Source organism: Pseudomonas sp. P4_D7, from assembly GCF_056401755.1.
Genome location: NZ_JBFUIR010000002.1, coordinates 333,302 through 350,222, shown reverse-complemented (window position 1 = coordinate 350,222; position 16,921 = coordinate 333,302). Strand labels below are relative to the sequence as shown.

Genomic DNA, 16,921 nt, shown 5'->3' with positions numbered 1-16,921 from the left:
TAAAAAACCAACATCAAAAGATCGCACATCGACTCCCTCGACAGCTGCTAATACGGGAATTTTTCAGGCGATAACAAATAGGCCCTCAACAACTTGAGCCTGAGCTAGACGCGCGCGCAGATCATCGTCGATAGCGCAATCATCAGTCTTGTACAACCGAACACGTCGATAGGCATCTACCCGATCGATTTCCTGCCCCAGATACTCCCAGACAACCCTCGAGCACGCGGGGGCACGACAGTCCGCAGCAGACACCCCCATCTTCAAACCATTGAGCCGTGTAATACAGCTTTTAAAACTGGGGATGAGAATAGTCTGACTTATTTCGTTGGAGGTAAGCGATTCATAATCGATGAAAAACAAACGATCCCGCAGGTAATAAGCAACACCCAAATATTGATACCTTTCAAAGCCCTCCCCCGCACCGGCTATTTGTAAGCGCTCGTTTCGCTCGTAGATGATGTCATCGCCCTCCTCCCGCACTTGCACAAGCGAACACAGAATAGAGCCGGGGTCAGTCATTGCATGATAATACTCGTAGTAATAACCGATATGGGCTTTCAGTTCCGCCGAAGAATTCTGGCGAAGATGTTCATGCATTATCTGTGGTGCAGTCGTTTTTCTCGGAGCCGGACTTTTACTGTCCTTAATGCTAATCAGGGCTATGAATTGCTCCGCCGGCAGTCCTATCTCAAACTCTTCCACACCAAAAAAATCGCAGATCCGCTTGAGATTAAAAGGTGTAGGAACACTTTTCCCACAAAGGTACTTATTGAATTGCCCACGATTAATACGAACTTTCCTACAAACCTCCGCGACAGATCTGTAATGACTACACAGCAGCCTCAAATTCGCCGGAAGAAACTCACACATACAATGACTCAACATAAATAAAGAAGGCGCAACCATAGCAGCAACTCGCATCACTTTTAAGCAACTTGCGAAATTGCATCGAATGAAATATGGCTGGATATTACGCCCCTGAAAGTCGTCAGGACTGACCACACCATCAATTTGCCAGCACTCTAAATAGCAAGGAGCTTTGAATGCTAGACGTTATCAACGATTTTCTGTCGGGCAAGGTATTAATACCTTTGGTTCTTGGATTGGGAAGCTACTTCACAATCCGGTCGAATTTTGTCCAAATTAGATACTTCCCCCACATGTTCGGTGTTTTACGCGGCAGTTGGCACACCGGCAGCCATCAATTGAGTTCATTTCAGGCGTTGACACTCAGCCTTGCGGGTCGTGTCGGCACCGGCAATATCGTTGGGGTCGGTATTGCGGTGAGTATGGGTGGGCCCGGCGCAGTATTCTGGATGTGGATGACCGCTCTGTTGGGCATGTCGAGTAGCTTCTTCGAATGTATGCTCGGTCAACTCTATAAGCGCAGCGACGAAAACGGTCTCTATCGAGGGGGCCCGTGTTGGTACATCCAACACGGTCTGGGCAAACGCTGGCTCGGGATAATAGCGGCTGTATTAATGCTGGTGACCTTCGGATTTGCAATCAATGGCCTCGAGTCCCATGCAGTATCGCACTCGTTAAAGGACGCGTTTAGTCTGCCGCCCATGTGGTCAGGACTAGCACTTTCCTTGATTCTGGGAGTCGTCCTCGTCGGCGGGATAAAGCGCATAGCAGCAGTCGCTGACCTTTTGGTTCCCCTTAAGGTTCTCGCCTACATCGGCGTGACGGGCTACGTGTTGATTCTGCAGATCGATCAAGTTCCGATAGTGCTGGTGACCATTATCAAAAGCGCATTCGGTCTGGATCAGGCGTTTGGCGGTCTGGTTGGCAGCGCAATCATTATGGGAGTCAGACGCGGAGTATTTTCCAACGAAGCAGGACTGGGTAGTGCTCCCAACGTTGCGTCAGTAGCGAAGGTCGGTCATCCGGTTGCGCAGGGAGTCGTACAAGCACTGAGTGTTTTCATCGATACGTTCGTGCTCTGCACATGCACTGCACTCATGATTTTGCTATCCGGGTTCTACACTCAGGGCCTCGAAGGTGACGGGATTGCTCTGGCACAAAATTCTCTAGCCGCCGTTGTCGGAGACTGGGGGAGGATGTTTATAAGCGTGGTGCTTGCGTTGTTTGTATTCACGGCGATGCTATACAACTATTACCTAGGAGAAAACAGTTTGCGGTTCATGTTTGACGAACCTCGTAAAATGCTAATTCTCTATCGTGCGTTAGTGTTGATTTTAGTGTTCTGGGGATCCATCGAAGATCTCTCCACTGTTCTGGCCTTTGCAGATATCACCATGACGTTACTGGCACTCGTCAACCTAATAGCGATGGCTTTGCTTTTCAAAATATGCATGCGCATCTTGCGCGACTATGAAGAACAACGTCGCGCCGGGATCAAGACACCTCTTTTCGATTCAAAGTTGTTTCTTGATCTGGACCTTGATCCTGGGGCGTGGCCGCCGCTGGCTGGCCACTCATGCACAACGAATCGTAGCGAGCCCGCTCGACCTCTGGAAGTCGACAAACAGACAACTCCGGCATAGATAAAATAAATGCAGAGTCATTAAAGCAAGCGATGGCTCTGCAGAAAGCCAACCAATAACCTTACTAGCAAACTAAAAGAGCAATAGGCTCTTCGATCTGTCGCGCCTAAAACGACCTGAAGGATTTTACACCATGCAACGATTTTACCCCCTCAAAGCTAACGCAACCAATATCCCCACCTTTTTTATAGACTCGCACGCCGCACCTGATCAGTTATTTGAAGACGCCTGCTTCAGAATCCGCGCCGCCGCCAGTCTCTTGGAGACTTTCACATCAGTCACTATTAAAGGCACCAATGACTCTGACTTCTATCGACTAATACTGCCTGCTTACGTATTACTTCAGGATGGTGTTGATACGCTGGAACAGATCTCCTTCAAAGGAAATTTCATCCATGTATAAAATTGCAACCAACGAAATGATAAGAGCAGCCATGATTAAAGCAGTTGAAACCAGGCTAATACCAAGACACTCACTGCTCGCCGAGTATTTAAAGAGCTGGGACTGTCTTGAGCAAGTGATTCACGCCGCACTTGAGGTACAACCGAAAATGAACAATTTTTGCGGGCTAAGGTGTATGGCCTCAGCGGATCTTTCACCTGAAAGTAAAAAAGCACTGGCAATCCCCACCGCTGATATGCGCCACTAGCGCCATCGATTGAGACCGCGCACAGGCGCGGCGCACTTGGAGACCCCGTTATGAGCGAGAGCGTGTTTGCCGATCGCATCGTGCAGAACCTGCTCGACACCGACTTCTACAAATTGACGATGATGCAGGCGGTGCTGCACAACTACCCCAACGTCGAAGTCGAATGGGAGTTCCGTTGCCGTAATAGCGAGGATCTGCGCCCGTATCTGGCCGAGATCCGTTTTCAGATCGAGCGTCTGGCCGAACTGAGCCTGAGCGCCGATCAACTGAGCTTTCTCGAGCGCATCAGCTTCCTCAAGCCGGACTTCCTGCGCTTTCTCGGGCTGTTCCGCTTTAACCTGCGCTATCTGCACACCGGCATCGAGAACGGCGAATTGTTCATCCGTCTGCGCGGGCCGTGGCTGCATGTGATTCTCTACGAAGTACCGCTGCTGGCGATCGTCAGCGAAGTGCGCAACCGCTATCGCTACCGCGAAACCGTGCTGGAACAAGCGCGCGAACAGCTCTATCGCAAGTTCGACTGGCTGACCGCCAACGCCTCGGCCGACGAGTTGTCGCAACTGCAGGTCGCCGATTTCGGCACCCGCCGCCGCTTTTCGTATGGCGTACAGGCTGAAGTGGTGAATGTACTCAAACACGACTTCCCCGGGCGTTTCGTCGGCACCAGCAACGTGCACCTGTCCCGCGAGCTGGACATGAAACCGCTGGGCACCATGGCCCACGAGTGGATCATGGCGCACCAGCAACTCGGTCCACGGCTGATCGACAGCCAGATCGCCGCGCTTGATTGCTGGGTTCGCGAATACCGTGGCCTGCTCGGGATCGCGCTCACCGATTGCATCACCACCGATGCGTTCCTCGGCGACTTCGACCTGTTCTTCGCCAAACTGTTTGACGGCCTGCGCCATGACTCCGGCGATCCTGTGGCGTGGGGCGAAAAATGCATCGCGCACTATCACAAACTCGGCATCGATCCGATGAGCAAGACCCTGGTGTTCTCCGACAGCCTGACCCTGCCCAAGTCGCTGGAGATCTTCCGTGCGCTGCACGGGCGGATCAACGTCAGCTTCGGCATCGGTACCAACCTCACCTGTGACATTCCGGGTGTCGAACCGATGAGCATCGTGCTTAAAATGACCGCCTGCAACGGCCAACCGGTGGCGAAGATCTCCGACGAGCCAGGCAAGACCCACTGTAAAGACCCGAATTTTGTCGCCTATTTGCGGCACGTTTTCCAGGTTCCTGCCGATTCCAGTCTATCTAGCAAGGAGTGAATTCATGCAAGCCGTACAGCGTGAGATTGCTGAACAGCTCAAGGTGCAACCGCCGTTCGCCGACCACAAGGCCCTGCAGGCCGAAGTCGCCCGGCGCATCACCTTTATTCAGGATTGCCTGGTCAATTCCGGGCTCAAGACGCTGGTGCTGGGCATCAGTGGCGGCGTCGACTCACTGACCGCCGGCCTGCTGGCCCAGCGGGCGATGCGCGAGTTGCGTGACCAGACCGGCGACAACAGCTACAAATTCATCGCCGTGCGTCTGCCTTACGAAACCCAGTTTGACGAACACGACGCCCAGGCCTCGGTGGATTTCATCGCGCCGGACGAGCGCCATACCGTAAATATCGGCCCGGCGGTGAAGTCGCTGGCCAGTGAAGTCGCGGCGTTTGAAGGCAAGCACGCGGTGTCGGTGGACTTCGTACTGGGCAACACCAAGGCGCGGATGCGCATGGTGGCGCAGTACACCATCGCCGGCGCGGCGCACGGTCTGGTGATCGGCACCGATCACGCGGCGGAAGCGGTGATGGGTTTCTTCACCAAGTTCGGTGACGGCGCTTGTGATCTGGCACCGCTCAGTGGCTTGGTGAAGAATCAGGTGCGGGCGATTGCGCGCAGCTTTGGCGCGCCGGAGTCGCTGGTCGAGAAAGTGCCCACGGCGGACCTTGAGGATTTGTCGCCGGGCAAACCTGATGAGGCTTCGCATGGCGTGACGTATGCCGAGATCGATGCGTTCCTGCACGGTGAACCGGTGCGTCAGGAAGCGTTCGACATCATCGTTGCGACCTACAACAAGACCCATCACAAGCGTGTGATGCCGTTTGCGCCGTAAACGCTGATGAAATGAAAAAGCCCGCTGAGGAGTGATCCTCAGCGGGCTTTTCTTTGGCCATTACATTCATTGATGCGGATGGCCCCTTCGCGAGCAAGCTCGCTCCCACAGGTTTATCTGTTGTTCACAAAATGTGTGACCGACACAGAACCCTGTGGGAGCGAGCCTGCTCGCGAAGAACGATGACGCGGTGGTCCTGATTACTTGACAGTAATCGTGCCTTTCATCATCGAGATGTGGCCAGGGAACGAGCAGAAGAAGCCGTAGCCGCCATCAGCAATCTTCGCTACGTCAAAGGTCAGCGAATCGGTTTCCTTGGCGCCGATGATCTTGGTATGAGCGATGATGCGTGCATCACCTTCCGGCAGGTAGTTCTTGTCGATACCGGCGGCCAGGCCAGCGGTAGCGATCGGCTGCATGTCAGCTTCTTTGCTGATCACCAGGTTATGGCCCATGACGTTCTTCGGCAGGCTGCCGGAGTGGGTCAGTTCGACGGTGAAGGTCTTGCAGCTCTTGTCGATCACGATTTCCTTTGTGTTGAAGGACATCTGATCGGTGGAGTCAACGGTGGTTTTGCACTCGGCAGCCATCAATTGGCTGCTGGCCAGCGCCAGCAGGGATACCGCAACAACTTTGGAAAACATGGTGAATCTCCAAGGCAGGGTTAACAAAAACACGAATGATGGAAAGACTGCCTGAAATCTTCGCAAGTTCCTATGACTTGAGTCAAAAATTGTATACAACTTTCAGGCTATGACATTCATCGAAACAATCTAACGGCCAGAATTCCCGGCCCGCCCTATGATCGGCGCATCTACTGAGACGGAGTGCCTGTCATGTTCTTTAACGGTCTGTTGTGCAGTTTGCTCGCCGCCTACGCCTGTGGCGCCAGCGGTACCTTTGAATCGCCTGAACGCGAAGTTTAGGCCTTGGATCGAGGCTTGCCAGCCATTACCCTGTGACGGATTGACCCAGGAGGAAGGCATGTCTCTGAAATCTGTGTGTGTATTTTGCGGTGCCAACGCCGGCACTGTTCCGGCCTACACCGAAGCCGCCGTCGCCCTTGGCCGGGCCTTGGCCGAACGTAAATTGACCCTGGTCTACGGCGGTGGCGCCGTGGGTTTGATGGGCATTGTTGCTGACGCGGCGCTGGCTGCCGGCGGCGAAGTCATCGGGATCATCCCGCAAAGCCTGATGGACAAGGAAATCGGCCACAAAAGCCTGACGCGCCTGGAAGTGGTCGATGGCATGCACGCGCGCAAGGCACGCATGGCCGAGCTGAGCGACGCCTTCATCGCCCTGCCCGGCGGCCTCGGCACGCTGGAAGAGCTGTTCGAAGTCTGGACCTGGGGCCAGCTCGGCTACCACGGCAAGCCGTTGGGTTTGCTGGAAGTGAACGGTTTCTACAGCAAACTCACCGCATTTCTTGACCATATCGTCGGCGAAGGCTTCGTTCGCGCGCCACACCGTGACATGCTGCAAGTGAGCGAATCAGCGCAAACCCTGCTCGATGCCCTGGATAACTGGAAGCCGACCGTCACGCCAAAATGGGTCGACCAAAAACCCGGCTAACCACGAGGCACCGATACAAGGCAGAATATGCGCCGCTCAACCTCACCTTCGACCCAAGAGGATCGCCCATGGCCAAACCCAATTACTCCTTCGCCAAACGTCAACGAGACCTGGCAAAGGAACAGAAGAAAGAGGAAAAGCTTCAGCGCAAGAAACAAACCGCTGAGGAAGCGGCACTGAACCCTGACGGTGAAGTGGCGACGCAAGATGATGTTGATGCAACCGAAGCGACTGAAACACCGAAAGATCAGGCGCCCGACGCCTGAACCCCACCGGGTTTGATCATCGAATCAGACCCTGCGGATTTGTGACGGGGCTGGCGGTTCCACTGCCGGCCCTCACAGCCCTTCCCCTCCCCAATACACCAAAATCCCCTGTGGGAGCGAGCCTGCTCGCGAAAGCGGTGTATCAGTGTAAATATTTGCTGCTGACACACCGCTATCGCGAGCAGGCTCACTCCTACAGTTTGATCGGCGTTAATCCAGGGGCATTACGGTGACGCGCACTTCCGGGTCATGATTGCCGCCGCCCAGAATCACCCCGCGCAACGGTGACACATCGGAAAAATCCCGCCCCCACGCCAGCGTGATGTGCTCCAGCGCCGGCTGCACATTGTTGGTCGGATCGAAATCCACCCAGCCCAGCACCGGACAAAACACCGACACCCAGGCATGCGACGCATCAGCGCCGATCAGGCGTGGTTGCCCCGGCGGTGGCTGGGTCAGCAGATAGCCGCTGATATAACGCGCTGCCAGCCCTCGCGAGCGCACGCACGCCAGCATCAGGTGAGCGAAGTCCTGACAGACCCCGCGTCGTCGCTCCAGTACTTCCACCAAGGGCGTCGCCACTTGGGTCGCCTCGGCGTCGAAGGTGAATTCGCTGAAGATCTTCTGCATCAAGTCCTGAACACCGAGAAGCAATGGCTGCCCCGGCGGAAAACAGCTTTGTGAAAACTCGACGAAACTGCGCTTCAAATGTACGTACGGTGACTGGAAGCGGTAGCGACAAGCTTCGAGCAACTCAGCGGACAACGGCTGGCTGCTGTAGGTCAGCGCATCGCGGGTCAGCTCCCAGGCGGGCGACTGATTGAAATCCAGCACAGGCCGCGCCAGCACTTCCACCGTGAGTTGCGCATTGACCTGCAACTCGTCATGCGGGCGTTCGAAGGCCAGTCGGGTCAACGGATTACCAAACACATCCAGCTCATCGCGCCGTGCTGTCGGGTCCGGACTGATCAGCAATTGCTGTTCGGTGCAACGCTGCCAATCGCATTTTCGCGGCCACAAGTGCGCCAGTTGCTGCGCCAGGGAAACCGGGCTGTCGTAGTGGTAACAGGTGTCGTGGAGGATCTGGTAGCGAGCATTCATCAAACGGACACCGTGCGCTGGCTGACATCATCGACATGGGCGAAATGGCGCAGGGCCAGACGATCCGACACCTGCCCGCTGGCCTCGGCAATGTCCTGCAGCAGATCCGCCAGACCATTCAGAGCGGCTCGTACGCTGGATTCCCCGAACAGCGGATTCTCCAGACATCCCAGATCAAACCGCGCCAGACGCTCGACCAGTTGCGGCAATCCCGCCTCCCGTGGCGCCGCGAAATCATCGTTCAAACGTTTCAAGGTGCGGGTCACCAGTTTCAACTGGAACAACACCGCGTGCGGGTTCTGCTCGTCGAGCAGCAACAGGTCGAGCACCGGAATCAATTGCGCCACGGCCAGATAACGTGAGCGGTAGGTGATGCTGCTGTTGCCCAACTCCAGCAACCACTCCAGGCCTGCCTGATCGAAAGCACCGGCGCCACGCAGAAACGCCGCAAGGCTGCTGCTGAGAAACTGCAGTCGCTCGATGCGCCGGCCAATCATCAGAAAGCGCCAGCCTTCGTCGCGGGTCATGTCGTCGAGGGCAAACCCGGACAGCGCCGCCAGCGACATCACCAGCCGGTTGAGGAAGTCCAGCAGTTCGCCAAAGTCGGGTTCGTCGGTATCCAGTTCCATCGCTTCGCGCTGCAACTCCACCAGCGCCTGCCAGTTCTCCCGCGAAAGCTTGCCACGCACCTGCGAGGCCGCCCACTGCAAACGCTGCAGGTTGGCGCGCAGGCTGAACGACCAGTCTTCACCGAGCAATGCAGCGAGCAAGCGCTCCGGCAACTCGCCTTCGTCCGGCAACAGCGTCAGCCGTTCACCGAGTTCGACCGCCGCCTGCAACGCTTGCGGGTCGTCGCCGTCGACATACCGCGCGAGCATGATGCGCAGCAACCGCGCACTGTCATCACAGCGCTCGCAGTATCGGCCGAACCAGAACAGGTTCTCCACCACCCGTGAGGGCAGATACGGGTCGCGTCGTACCAGATCATGGACCCCAACGCTGCGCTGACTCTTCCACTGCTCGCCACTGGGCGGACGATCACCGAGTATCCAAGTGTCTTTGCTCGCCCCACCGCGCTGCATCGACACTACTTCGGCATCAGCCTCGGCGGCCACCCGGGTCAGACCACCGGGCAGCACGCGATAACCGTCAGCACCCGCCACGGCGTACATGCGCATGCCGATCGCCCGTGGTTGCAGTTGACCATTTTCCGCCTGCCAGATCGGTGCCTGGGACAGTTGAGCCAATTCTTGCGCCACATAGGCATAAGGACGCGCCTGCATGCGTTCGGCAAGCGCCTGACGCTGTTTTTCACTCAGATCACGGCCAAAGACCGGCGCGAAGCTCTGCGAAGGAAATGCTGGTTTGATCAGCAGTTCGGGCAGTTTTTCCAGGGCTTGGGCCAACACCGGCGCCTCACCGCACCACCACGTCGCGATCGACGGCAAAATCAGTTCTTCGCCAAACAGGTATTGGTTGATCTTCGGCAGAAAGCCCAGCAATCCCGGCGACTCCAGCACGCCGCTACCCAGCGCATTGGCGACCAGAACTCGCCCTTGGCGTACTGCCTCAAGCAACCCGGGAACGCCGAGTGCCGAGTCCGTGCGCAACTCCAGCGGATCGCAGAAATCATCATCGAGCCGGCGCATGATCGCATGCACCCGACGCAAACCACTGAGGGTTTTCAGGTAGACCGTGGCGTCGCGCACCGTCAGGTCACCGCCCTCGACCAGTGGGTAACCGAGCTGACGAGCCAGATACAAATGTTCGAAATAGCTTTCATTGAAGCGCCCCGGCGTGAGCAGTACCACCAGCGGTGCGTCATCGTCACTGGGCGCCTGTCGCGCGAGGGTTTCCTGCAATGTGCGGAAGAATCCCGCCAGATGCTGCACCTTCAGATCCCGGTACAACTCGGGAAAGGCCCGCGACACGATGGTGCGGTTTTCCAGGGCATACCCTGCGCCCGATGGCGCTTGTGTGCGATCGGCAGTCACCCACCAGCGCCCGTCCGGCGTACGTGCCAGATCCACGGCGTACAGGTGCAGAAATATCTCTTCCGGCGGCGCGATATGCTGACACGGCCAGAGAAAGTTGTTGTGACCAAAGACCAGCTCTGCCGGCAGCAAACCTTCACTGATCAACCGCTGCGGCCCGTACAAATCTGCCAACACAGCGTTGAGCAGTCGCGCGCGCTGAGCGATGCCTGCCGACAATTGCTGCCATTCATCCGCCGCAATCACATGCGGCAACAGATCCAGCTCCCATGGCCGATCCGCGCCTTTCGGGTCGGCATAGACGTTATAAGTGACGCCGTTTTCCTGAATCTGCCGCGCCAGCAGTGCCTGACGCTGCACCAGTTGCGCCGGCGTGCTGCGCTGCAACTGATCGAACAACCGCCGCCAGTGCGGGCGCACCGCGCCACTGCCGTCGAGCAGTTCGTGATAAGTGCCCGCCGTCAGCGGGTAGCGGTCTAGCAGGTCAGGCATGGAAAGCTCGGCAGACAGCAAGGAACGGTCAGACTAACGCAGGCACATGACATGCGGATATACGAAAAATCCGCATGTCGCGTGCGATCTAGAAACGTCGCAAATCGATTGTCATCGGTAGCTCGTCACTGATTTCCACGTTGGGTATAGGAAGTTTCCCCGGCGTGTGTCCGACGCGGAAGAATCGCGCCATGCGCCGGCTCTCCGCTTCGTTGGCATTGACCGGCAACGTCTCGTAATTACGCCCGCCCGGATGCGCGACGTGGTACTGGCAACCGCCCAGCGAACGCCCCATCCAGGTATCGAGCAGGTCGAATACCAGCGGTGCGTGCACGGGTATTGTCGGTTGCAGACAGTTGGCCGGTTGCCACGCACGGTAACGCACACCCGCGACAAACTCGCCAACCCGTCCGGTCGGATGCAACGGCACGGCGATGCCGTTACAGGTCAGCAGATAGCGCTGCGGCGGCAGGCCTTTGAGCTTGACCTGCAAACGCTCCAGCGATGAGTCGACGTAACGCACCGTGCCGCCAGCCGCGCCCTCCTCGCCCAGGACATGCCACGGTTCCAGCGCCTGACGCAGCTCCAGTTCGATGCCGTTGACGGCGTAATCGCCGACCTTGGGAAAACGAAACTCCAGGTGAGCGGCAAACCATTCCGCGCGCAGCGGATAACCGGCGTTATTCAGTTCGACGATGACATCGGCGAAATCCTGTTCGATAAAGTGCGGCAGCAGGAAGCGGTCGTGCAGTTCAGTGCCCCAGCGCGCCAGTTTCGGCGGCGCATAAGGTTCGCGCCAGAAACGCGCGACCAGTGCCCGCAGCAACAACTGCTGGGCCAGGCTCATGCGCGCATGGGGCGGCATTTCAAAAGCACGCAGCTCAAGCAAGCCGAGACGCCCGGTGGCGCCGTCCGGTGAATACAGTTTGTCGATGCAGAACTCGGCACGGTGCGTGTTGCCGGTGACGTCGATCAGCAGGTTGCGCAGCAGTCGATCAACCAGCCACGGCGCGCATTCCTCGCCCGGCTCGGGCATCTGCGCAAAAGCGATTTCCAGTTCATATAAGGCATCATTACGCGCCTCATCGACACGCGGCGCCTGCGATGTCGGGCCAATGAACAAGCCGGAAAACAGATACGACAACGATGGATGGTTGTGCCAGTAACTGATCAGGCTGCGCAGCAGATCCGGGCGGCGCAGAAACGGTGAATCCGCCGGCGTCGCCCCACCGAGAACGAAATGGTTGCCGCCGCCGGTGCCGGTGTGACGACCGTCGATCATGAATTTCTCGGTGGTCAGGCGGGTCTGGCGCGCCTCTTCATAGAGAAATTCGGTGCGTTCGACCAACTCGTCCCAAGTCGCCGACGGCTGCACATTGACCTCGATCACACCCGGGTCCGGGGTGATGCGGAAATTGCTCAGACGCGGATCGCTCGGCGGCTCATAGCCTTCCAGCAGCACCGGGCAATGCAGCTCTTCGGCGGTGGCTTCGATGGCGGCCACCAGTTCCAGATAATCCTCAACCCGCTCCAGCGGCGGCATGAACAGGTACAAACGCCCCTCGCGGGCTTCGGCGCAGAATGCAGTGCGGGTCAGCCAGTCGGCAGATTCGTCGATTTTTGGCACGCGTTCGTCAGTCGCGGCAGGTTCGCCATGACTGTTGAGCTGCGCGGTTTCCGGCAGCTCAGGGAAGTCCTGATTCGGATCCTGAGGATGAATGAACGGATACTCGGCGGCCTTCACCCACGGCTGCGCCCCCAACGGCAGGCGATAGCCCAGCGGCGAATCCCCCGGCACCAGTCGGCAATGTTCGTCACGCAGATACCAGCGCCCGCTCTGCCATTGATCGCCTTTGGCGGTGCGCGCCAGCGGCAACACCTGACCGATTACCTTGTTCAGGCCCTGACTGAAGACCTTGCGCAGGCGTGCGCGCTCCAGCGGTTCCTCAAGACGTGAGTCTTCGGCGCTGACATTGCTCGGCAACGTGCCCTCGCGCCAGAGGTAGTAGAAATTGTCTTCGTAGGCCGGGAAGACAAAACGTGTAGGCAATTTCAGGCGCTCGGCGACACTGGCGAGGAAGCGTCCGGCCAGCTCGCCATCCGCTCCGTAGTCCTGCTGCTCATCGGCAATCAGTGCGTTGTTGTGCCAGATCGGCACACCGTCGCGACGCCAATAGCAATTGAGCGACCAGCGCGGCAGTTGCTCGCCGGGATACCACTTGCCCTGGCCGAAATGCACCAGACCTTGCGGCGCGTAATGCGTGCGCATGCGCTGGAACAGTTCAGCGGAAAGTCGCCGCTTGGCCGGCCCCAGCGCGGCGGTGTTCCACTCGGCGCCATCCGGGTCATCGATGGAAACGAAGGTCGGCTCGCCGCCCATGGTCAGGCGCACGTCATCCGCCAGCAGATCGGCATCGATCTGCCGGCCCAGCGCCTGAATCGCCAGCCACTGCTCGTCGGTGTAGGGCTTGGTGACGCGCGGCGCCTCCCAGATCCGTTCCACTGACATTTCATGGCTGAACTCACATTCGCATGGCTCGACCAAGCCACTGATCGGTGCCGCCGAGGACGGATCGGGACTACACGCCAACGGGATATGCCCTTCGCCGGCGAACAGCCCGGAAGTGGCGTCCAGGCCGATCCAGCCAGCGCCAGGCAAATACACCTCGCACCAGGCGTGCAGGTCAGTGAAATCGACTTCAGTGCCGGACGGGCCATCGAGGCTTTTCACGTCGGCGGTCAGTTGAATCAGATAACCGGAGACAAACCGCGCGGCCAACCCGAGGTTGCGCAGCAGTTGCACCAGCAACCACGCCGAATCGCGGCATGAACCGCAGGCGTGCTCAAGGGTGTGTTCCGGGGTCTGCACGCCCGGTTCCATGCGAATCAGGTAGCCGATGTCTTCGCTCAAGCGCTGGTTGAGCGCCACAAGGAAGTCCACCGCCGGCAGCGGCGTGCGGTCGATGGCGTCCAGATAGGCTTTGAATTTCGGCGTCAGCGGCAGGGTTTCGAGGTACGGCGCCAGTTCCTTGCGCTCATCGGCGGCGTAGGAGAAAGGGATTTTCTCGGCGTAGGGTTCGAGGAAGAAGTCGAACGGGTTGAACACCGCCATTTCGGCGAGCAGATCGACCTCGATGCGCAACTCATTGGTTTTCTCGGGAAACACCAATCGCGCGAGGTAGTTGCCCTGCGGGTCTTGCTGCCAGTTGATGAAATGCTGCTCGGGCGAGACTTTCAGGGCATACGACAGAATCCGCGTGCGGCTGTGGGCAGCCGGGCGCAGACGTACGATCTGCGGGCCGAGTTCGACAGCGCGGTCATAGCGGTAATGCGTGACGTGATGCAATGCGACATGAATCGACACGGCGTGCCTCCTGCGAGCCTAAGCGTATTCGAAAGCGCGCAAGACTTATGCCATGCAGAGGCTTGGGCGCTTTCCCGGAATGCTTAGGGCAGTACAGCACCAAAATCGGGCGATGCGGGGAAATGGTTTGGGCTGATTGCACGTAAATGTTGCGAAGAGCCCCTCACCCTAACCCTCCCGAAACGTCGGACCGCCCGTAGGGAGAGGGGACTGACCGAGTTGACTAAGCGAGCTACACCGACCTGAAGGTCTTGAGTCGAACTCAAATCTTGAAAAGCATGGAGATCTGCTCCCTTCCCCCTCGCCCCTCATGGGAGAGAGGGCTGGGGTGAGGGGGATGGATCTCCCGGACAACCCAATATCCATCCCCGGAAATGCAGAACGCCAACCCGACGGTTGGCGTTCTGTTCAGCTCAAGTGATGTTTAGCGCGGTACGACCGGCTTGCGGGTCGGCTTCGGCCCTTTGCCTTTCGCGGCGTCTTTGCGCTCTTTCGCAGCCTGCTGGTTACGGGCAAACGCCGCCGCCTTGGCCTGCTCCCGCTTGTCCCAAGGGTTACCACCATCACTGGCACGCGGCGGCAAGCCAGTGTGCTGGGTGAGAATCTTGGTGGTCTTCTCTTTACCGTCCTTCGCCACTTTATGGCTGCCGGCCGGTGTCGAGTTCTTGCGACGGGCGCTCTGGTAGCTGTCGGTCGCCGGTTGATGAGTCGGGATCAACTGATCCTTGCCCGAACCGATCAGATCAGCGCGGCCCATGCGGATCAGCGCTTCACGCAGCATCGGCCAGCCTTTCGGGTCGTGATAACGCAAGAACGCCTTGTGCAGACGACGTTGCTCTTCGCTCTTGACGATGGTCACGCCGTCGCTCTTGTAGGTGACCTTGCGCAGCGGGTTCTTGCCCGAGTGGTACATCGCGGTGGCGGTGGCCATCGGCGACGGGTAGAACGCCTGCACCTGGTCGGCGCGGAAGCCGTTGCCCTTGAGCCACAGAGCCAGGTTCATCATGTCTTCGTCGGTGGTGCCCGGGTGGGCGGCGATGAAGTACGGAATCAGGTACTGCTCTTTGCCCGCTTCCTTGGTGTACTTCTCGAACATGCGCTTGAACTTGTCATAGCTGCCGATGCCCGGTTTCATCATCTGGTTGAGCGGACCTTCCTCGGTGTGTTCCGGGGCGATCTTCAGGTAACCACCGACGTGGTGGGTCACCAGCTCTTTGACGTACTCCGGTGACTCGACCGCGAGGTCGTAGCGCAGGCCGGAGGCGATCAGGATTTTCTTCACACCCGGCAAGGCACGAGCGCTGCGGTACAGCTGAATCAGCGACGAGTGGTCGGTATTCAGGTTCGGGCAGATGCCCGGGAACACGCAGGACGGCTTGCGGCACGCGGATTCGATTTCCGGTGTCTTGCAGGCGATGCGGTACATGTTCGCGGTCGGGCCGCCGAGGTCGGAAATGACCCCGGTGAAACCTGGCACCTTGTCGCGGATTTCTTCGATTTCGCGAATGATCGACTCTTCGGAACGGTTCTGGATGATCCGGCCTTCGTGTTCGGTGATCGAGCAGAAGGTGCAGCCACCGAAGCAGCCACGCATGATGTTCACCGAGAAACGGATCATGTCGTAGGCCGGGATCTTCTCCTTGCCGTACGCCGGGTGCGGGACACGGGCGTAAGGCATGCCGAACACGTAGTCCATTTCTTCAGTGGTCATCGGAATCGGCGGCGGGTTGAACCAGACGTCGACTTCACCGTGCTTCTGCACCAGCGCACGGGCGTTGCCCGGGTTGGTTTCGAGGTGCAGCACGCGGTTGGCGTGGGCATACAGAACGGCGTCGCCGCGCACCTTTTCTACCGATGGCAGGCGAATCACGGTCTTGTCACGGGTCATGCGCGGGCTGGCCAGGATCTGTACGACCTTGGCTTCCTGCGGATCGTCGACCGGACCTTTTTCCTGCTCGATGGCGCAGGCTTGGGTGTCCTGGGTGTTCACGTACGGGTTGATGATCTTGTCGACCTTGCCCGGACGGTCGATACGCGTCGAGTCGACTTCGTACCAGTCTTTCGGCGTATCGCGACGGATGAACGCGGTGCCGCGCACGTCAGTGATGTCTTCGATCTTGTGCCCGTAGGACAGGCGCTGGGCGACTTCGACGATCGCGCGCTCGGCGTTGCCGTACAGCAGAATGTCGGCGCTGGCGTCGATCAGGATCGAGTTACGCACGCGATCCTGCCAGTAGTCGTAGTGGGCAATGCGGCGCAGGGACGCTTCGATGCCGCCGAGCACGATCGGCACGTGCTTGTAGGCTTCTTTGCAGCGCTGGCTGTAGACCAGGCTCGCGCGGTCCGGACGCTTGCCGGCCATGCCGCCGGGCGTATAGGCGTCGTCGGAACGGATTTTCTTGTCCGCGGTGTAGCGATTGATCATCGAGTCCATGTTGCCCGCCGCAACCCCGAAGAACAGGTTCGGCTCGCCGAGCTTCATGAAGTCGTCTTTGGACTGCCAGTTCGGCTGGGCAATGATCCCGACACGGAAGCCCTGGGACTCCAGCAGCCGGCCAATGATCGCCATGCCAAACGACGGGTGATCGACGTAGGCATCACCGGTAACAATGATGATGTCGCACGAATCCCAGCCAAGCTGATCCATCTCCTCCCTGCTCATCGGCAGGAATGGCGCTGGCCCGAAACATTCGGCCCAATATTTTGGATAGTCAAATAACGGCTTGGCTGCTTGCATGTCGACGACCGGTGTTGAAGTGAAAATTCGCGGGCGCGGAATATAGCACAAAAAATAACCAATTCCGACGGCAATGGTCGGTTTCTCTTACAACCCGCGTCGAGCCTGCCCGATACCCCGTAACAG

13 protein-coding genes are annotated in these 16,921 nt (G+C 58.2%); 7 read left to right on the top strand and 6 right to left on the bottom strand.

Annotation, left to right across the window (positions count from 1 at the left end):
• Positions 1-63 precede the first annotated feature (63 nt).
• Entirely contained in the window at positions 64-873 is an 810-nt protein-coding gene (locus AC1DVF_RS02865) for a helix-turn-helix domain-containing protein (RefSeq protein WP_476335070.1), read from the bottom strand.
• Positions 874-1,046: 173 nt separating this feature from the next.
• Between AC1DVF_RS02865 and AC1DVF_RS02860 the strand changes: the two genes are divergently transcribed.
• From AC1DVF_RS02860 to nadE, 5 genes are all read left to right on the top strand, one after another.
• On the top strand, positions 1,047-2,513 hold the full coding sequence (locus tag AC1DVF_RS02860) for an amino acid carrier protein (RefSeq protein ID WP_476335069.1): 1,467 nt from the start codon (positions 1,047-1,049) through the stop codon (positions 2,511-2,513).
• Positions 2,514-2,646: 133 nt separating this feature from the next.
• Positions 2,647-2,916 (top strand): hypothetical protein, encoded by a 270-nt coding sequence (locus tag AC1DVF_RS02855; RefSeq protein ID WP_320413829.1) that lies wholly within the window; start codon positions 2,647-2,649, stop codon positions 2,914-2,916.
• Entirely contained in the window at positions 2,909-3,163 is a 255-nt protein-coding gene (locus AC1DVF_RS02850; RefSeq protein ID WP_476335067.1) for a hypothetical protein, read from the top strand. The genes AC1DVF_RS02855 and AC1DVF_RS02850 overlap by 8 nt, the downstream gene beginning before the upstream one ends.
• Before the next feature lie 50 nt (positions 3,164-3,213).
• Positions 3,214-4,437, top strand: a complete 1,224-nt coding sequence (gene pncB, locus AC1DVF_RS02845) for a nicotinate phosphoribosyltransferase (RefSeq protein WP_093430192.1) — start codon at positions 3,214-3,216, stop codon at positions 4,435-4,437.
• Between the two features lie 4 nt (positions 4,438-4,441).
• Positions 4,442-5,269 (top strand): ammonia-dependent NAD(+) synthetase, encoded by an 828-nt coding sequence (nadE, locus tag AC1DVF_RS02840; protein ID WP_093430191.1) that lies wholly within the window; start codon positions 4,442-4,444, stop codon positions 5,267-5,269.
• A 200-nt stretch (positions 5,270-5,469) separates the two neighbouring features.
• Here the strand turns inward: nadE and azu are convergent, their stop codons facing one another.
• Positions 5,470-5,913 carry an azurin gene (azu, locus tag AC1DVF_RS02835; RefSeq protein ID WP_008078296.1) on the bottom strand — a complete coding sequence of 148 codons (444 nt, stop codon included), beginning with the start codon at positions 5,911-5,913 and terminating at the stop codon, positions 5,470-5,472.
• Between the two features lie 340 nt (positions 5,914-6,253).
• On the opposite strand from azu, the gene AC1DVF_RS02830 reads away from it, so the two are divergent.
• Complete coding sequence (locus AC1DVF_RS02830; protein WP_093430190.1) at positions 6,254-6,841, top strand: LOG family protein; 588 nt, start codon at positions 6,254-6,256, stop codon at positions 6,839-6,841.
• A 68-nt stretch (positions 6,842-6,909) separates the two neighbouring features.
• Complete coding sequence (locus AC1DVF_RS02825) at positions 6,910-7,107, top strand: hypothetical protein (RefSeq protein ID WP_095047310.1); 198 nt, start codon at positions 6,910-6,912, stop codon at positions 7,105-7,107.
• 210 nt (positions 7,108-7,317) lie between these two features.
• On the opposite strand, the gene AC1DVF_RS02820 is transcribed toward AC1DVF_RS02825, so the two are convergent.
• From AC1DVF_RS02820 to AC1DVF_RS02805, 4 genes are all read right to left on the bottom strand, one after another.
• The gene (locus AC1DVF_RS02820; RefSeq protein WP_099757850.1) at positions 7,318-8,208 is read right to left on the bottom strand and encodes a transglutaminase family protein; all 891 of its coding nucleotides are present in this window, start codon (positions 8,206-8,208) and stop codon (positions 7,318-7,320) included.
• A complete protein-coding gene (locus AC1DVF_RS02815; protein ID WP_477781963.1) occupies positions 8,208-10,694 on the bottom strand; it encodes a circularly permuted type 2 ATP-grasp protein in 2,487 nt (828 codons plus the stop codon). The genes AC1DVF_RS02820 and AC1DVF_RS02815 overlap by 1 nt, the downstream gene beginning before the upstream one ends.
• An 88-nt stretch (positions 10,695-10,782) precedes the next feature.
• On the bottom strand, positions 10,783-14,058 hold the full coding sequence (locus tag AC1DVF_RS02810; RefSeq protein WP_477781962.1) for a transglutaminase family protein: 3,276 nt from the start codon (positions 14,056-14,058) through the stop codon (positions 10,783-10,785).
• 424 nt (positions 14,059-14,482) lie between these two features.
• Complete coding sequence (locus tag AC1DVF_RS02805; RefSeq protein ID WP_093430185.1) at positions 14,483-16,795, bottom strand: YgiQ family radical SAM protein; 2,313 nt, start codon at positions 16,793-16,795, stop codon at positions 14,483-14,485.
• Between the last annotated feature and the right edge of the window lie 126 nt (positions 16,796-16,921).

What these genes read in the sequence shown, in the direction of transcription:
- AC1DVF_RS02865 (WP_476335070.1), bottom strand. Translation starts at nt 873, where the DNA reads ATGTGTGAGTTTCTTCCGGCGAATTTGAGGCTGCTGTGTAGTCATTAC.
- AC1DVF_RS02860 (WP_476335069.1), top strand. Translation starts at nt 1,047, where the DNA reads ATGCTAGACGTTATCAACGATTTTCTGTCGGGCAAGGTATTAATACCT.
- AC1DVF_RS02855 (WP_320413829.1), top strand. Translation starts at nt 2,647, where the DNA reads ATGCAACGATTTTACCCCCTCAAAGCTAACGCAACCAATATCCCCACC.
- AC1DVF_RS02850 (WP_476335067.1), top strand. Translation starts at nt 2,909, where the DNA reads ATGTATAAAATTGCAACCAACGAAATGATAAGAGCAGCCATGATTAAA.
- pncB (WP_093430192.1), top strand. Translation starts at nt 3,214, where the DNA reads ATGAGCGAGAGCGTGTTTGCCGATCGCATCGTGCAGAACCTGCTCGAC.
- nadE (WP_093430191.1), top strand. Translation starts at nt 4,442, where the DNA reads ATGCAAGCCGTACAGCGTGAGATTGCTGAACAGCTCAAGGTGCAACCG.
- azu (WP_008078296.1), bottom strand. Translation starts at nt 5,913, where the DNA reads ATGTTTTCCAAAGTTGTTGCGGTATCCCTGCTGGCGCTGGCCAGCAGC.
- AC1DVF_RS02830 (WP_093430190.1), top strand. Translation starts at nt 6,254, where the DNA reads ATGTCTCTGAAATCTGTGTGTGTATTTTGCGGTGCCAACGCCGGCACT.
- AC1DVF_RS02825 (WP_095047310.1), top strand. Translation starts at nt 6,910, where the DNA reads ATGGCCAAACCCAATTACTCCTTCGCCAAACGTCAACGAGACCTGGCA.
- AC1DVF_RS02820 (WP_099757850.1), bottom strand. Translation starts at nt 8,208, where the DNA reads ATGAATGCTCGCTACCAGATCCTCCACGACACCTGTTACCACTACGAC.
- AC1DVF_RS02815 (WP_477781963.1), bottom strand. Translation starts at nt 10,694, where the DNA reads ATGCCTGACCTGCTAGACCGCTACCCGCTGACGGCGGGCACTTATCAC.
- AC1DVF_RS02805 (WP_093430185.1), bottom strand. Translation starts at nt 16,795, where the DNA reads ATGCAAGCAGCCAAGCCGTTATTTGACTATCCAAAATATTGGGCCGAA.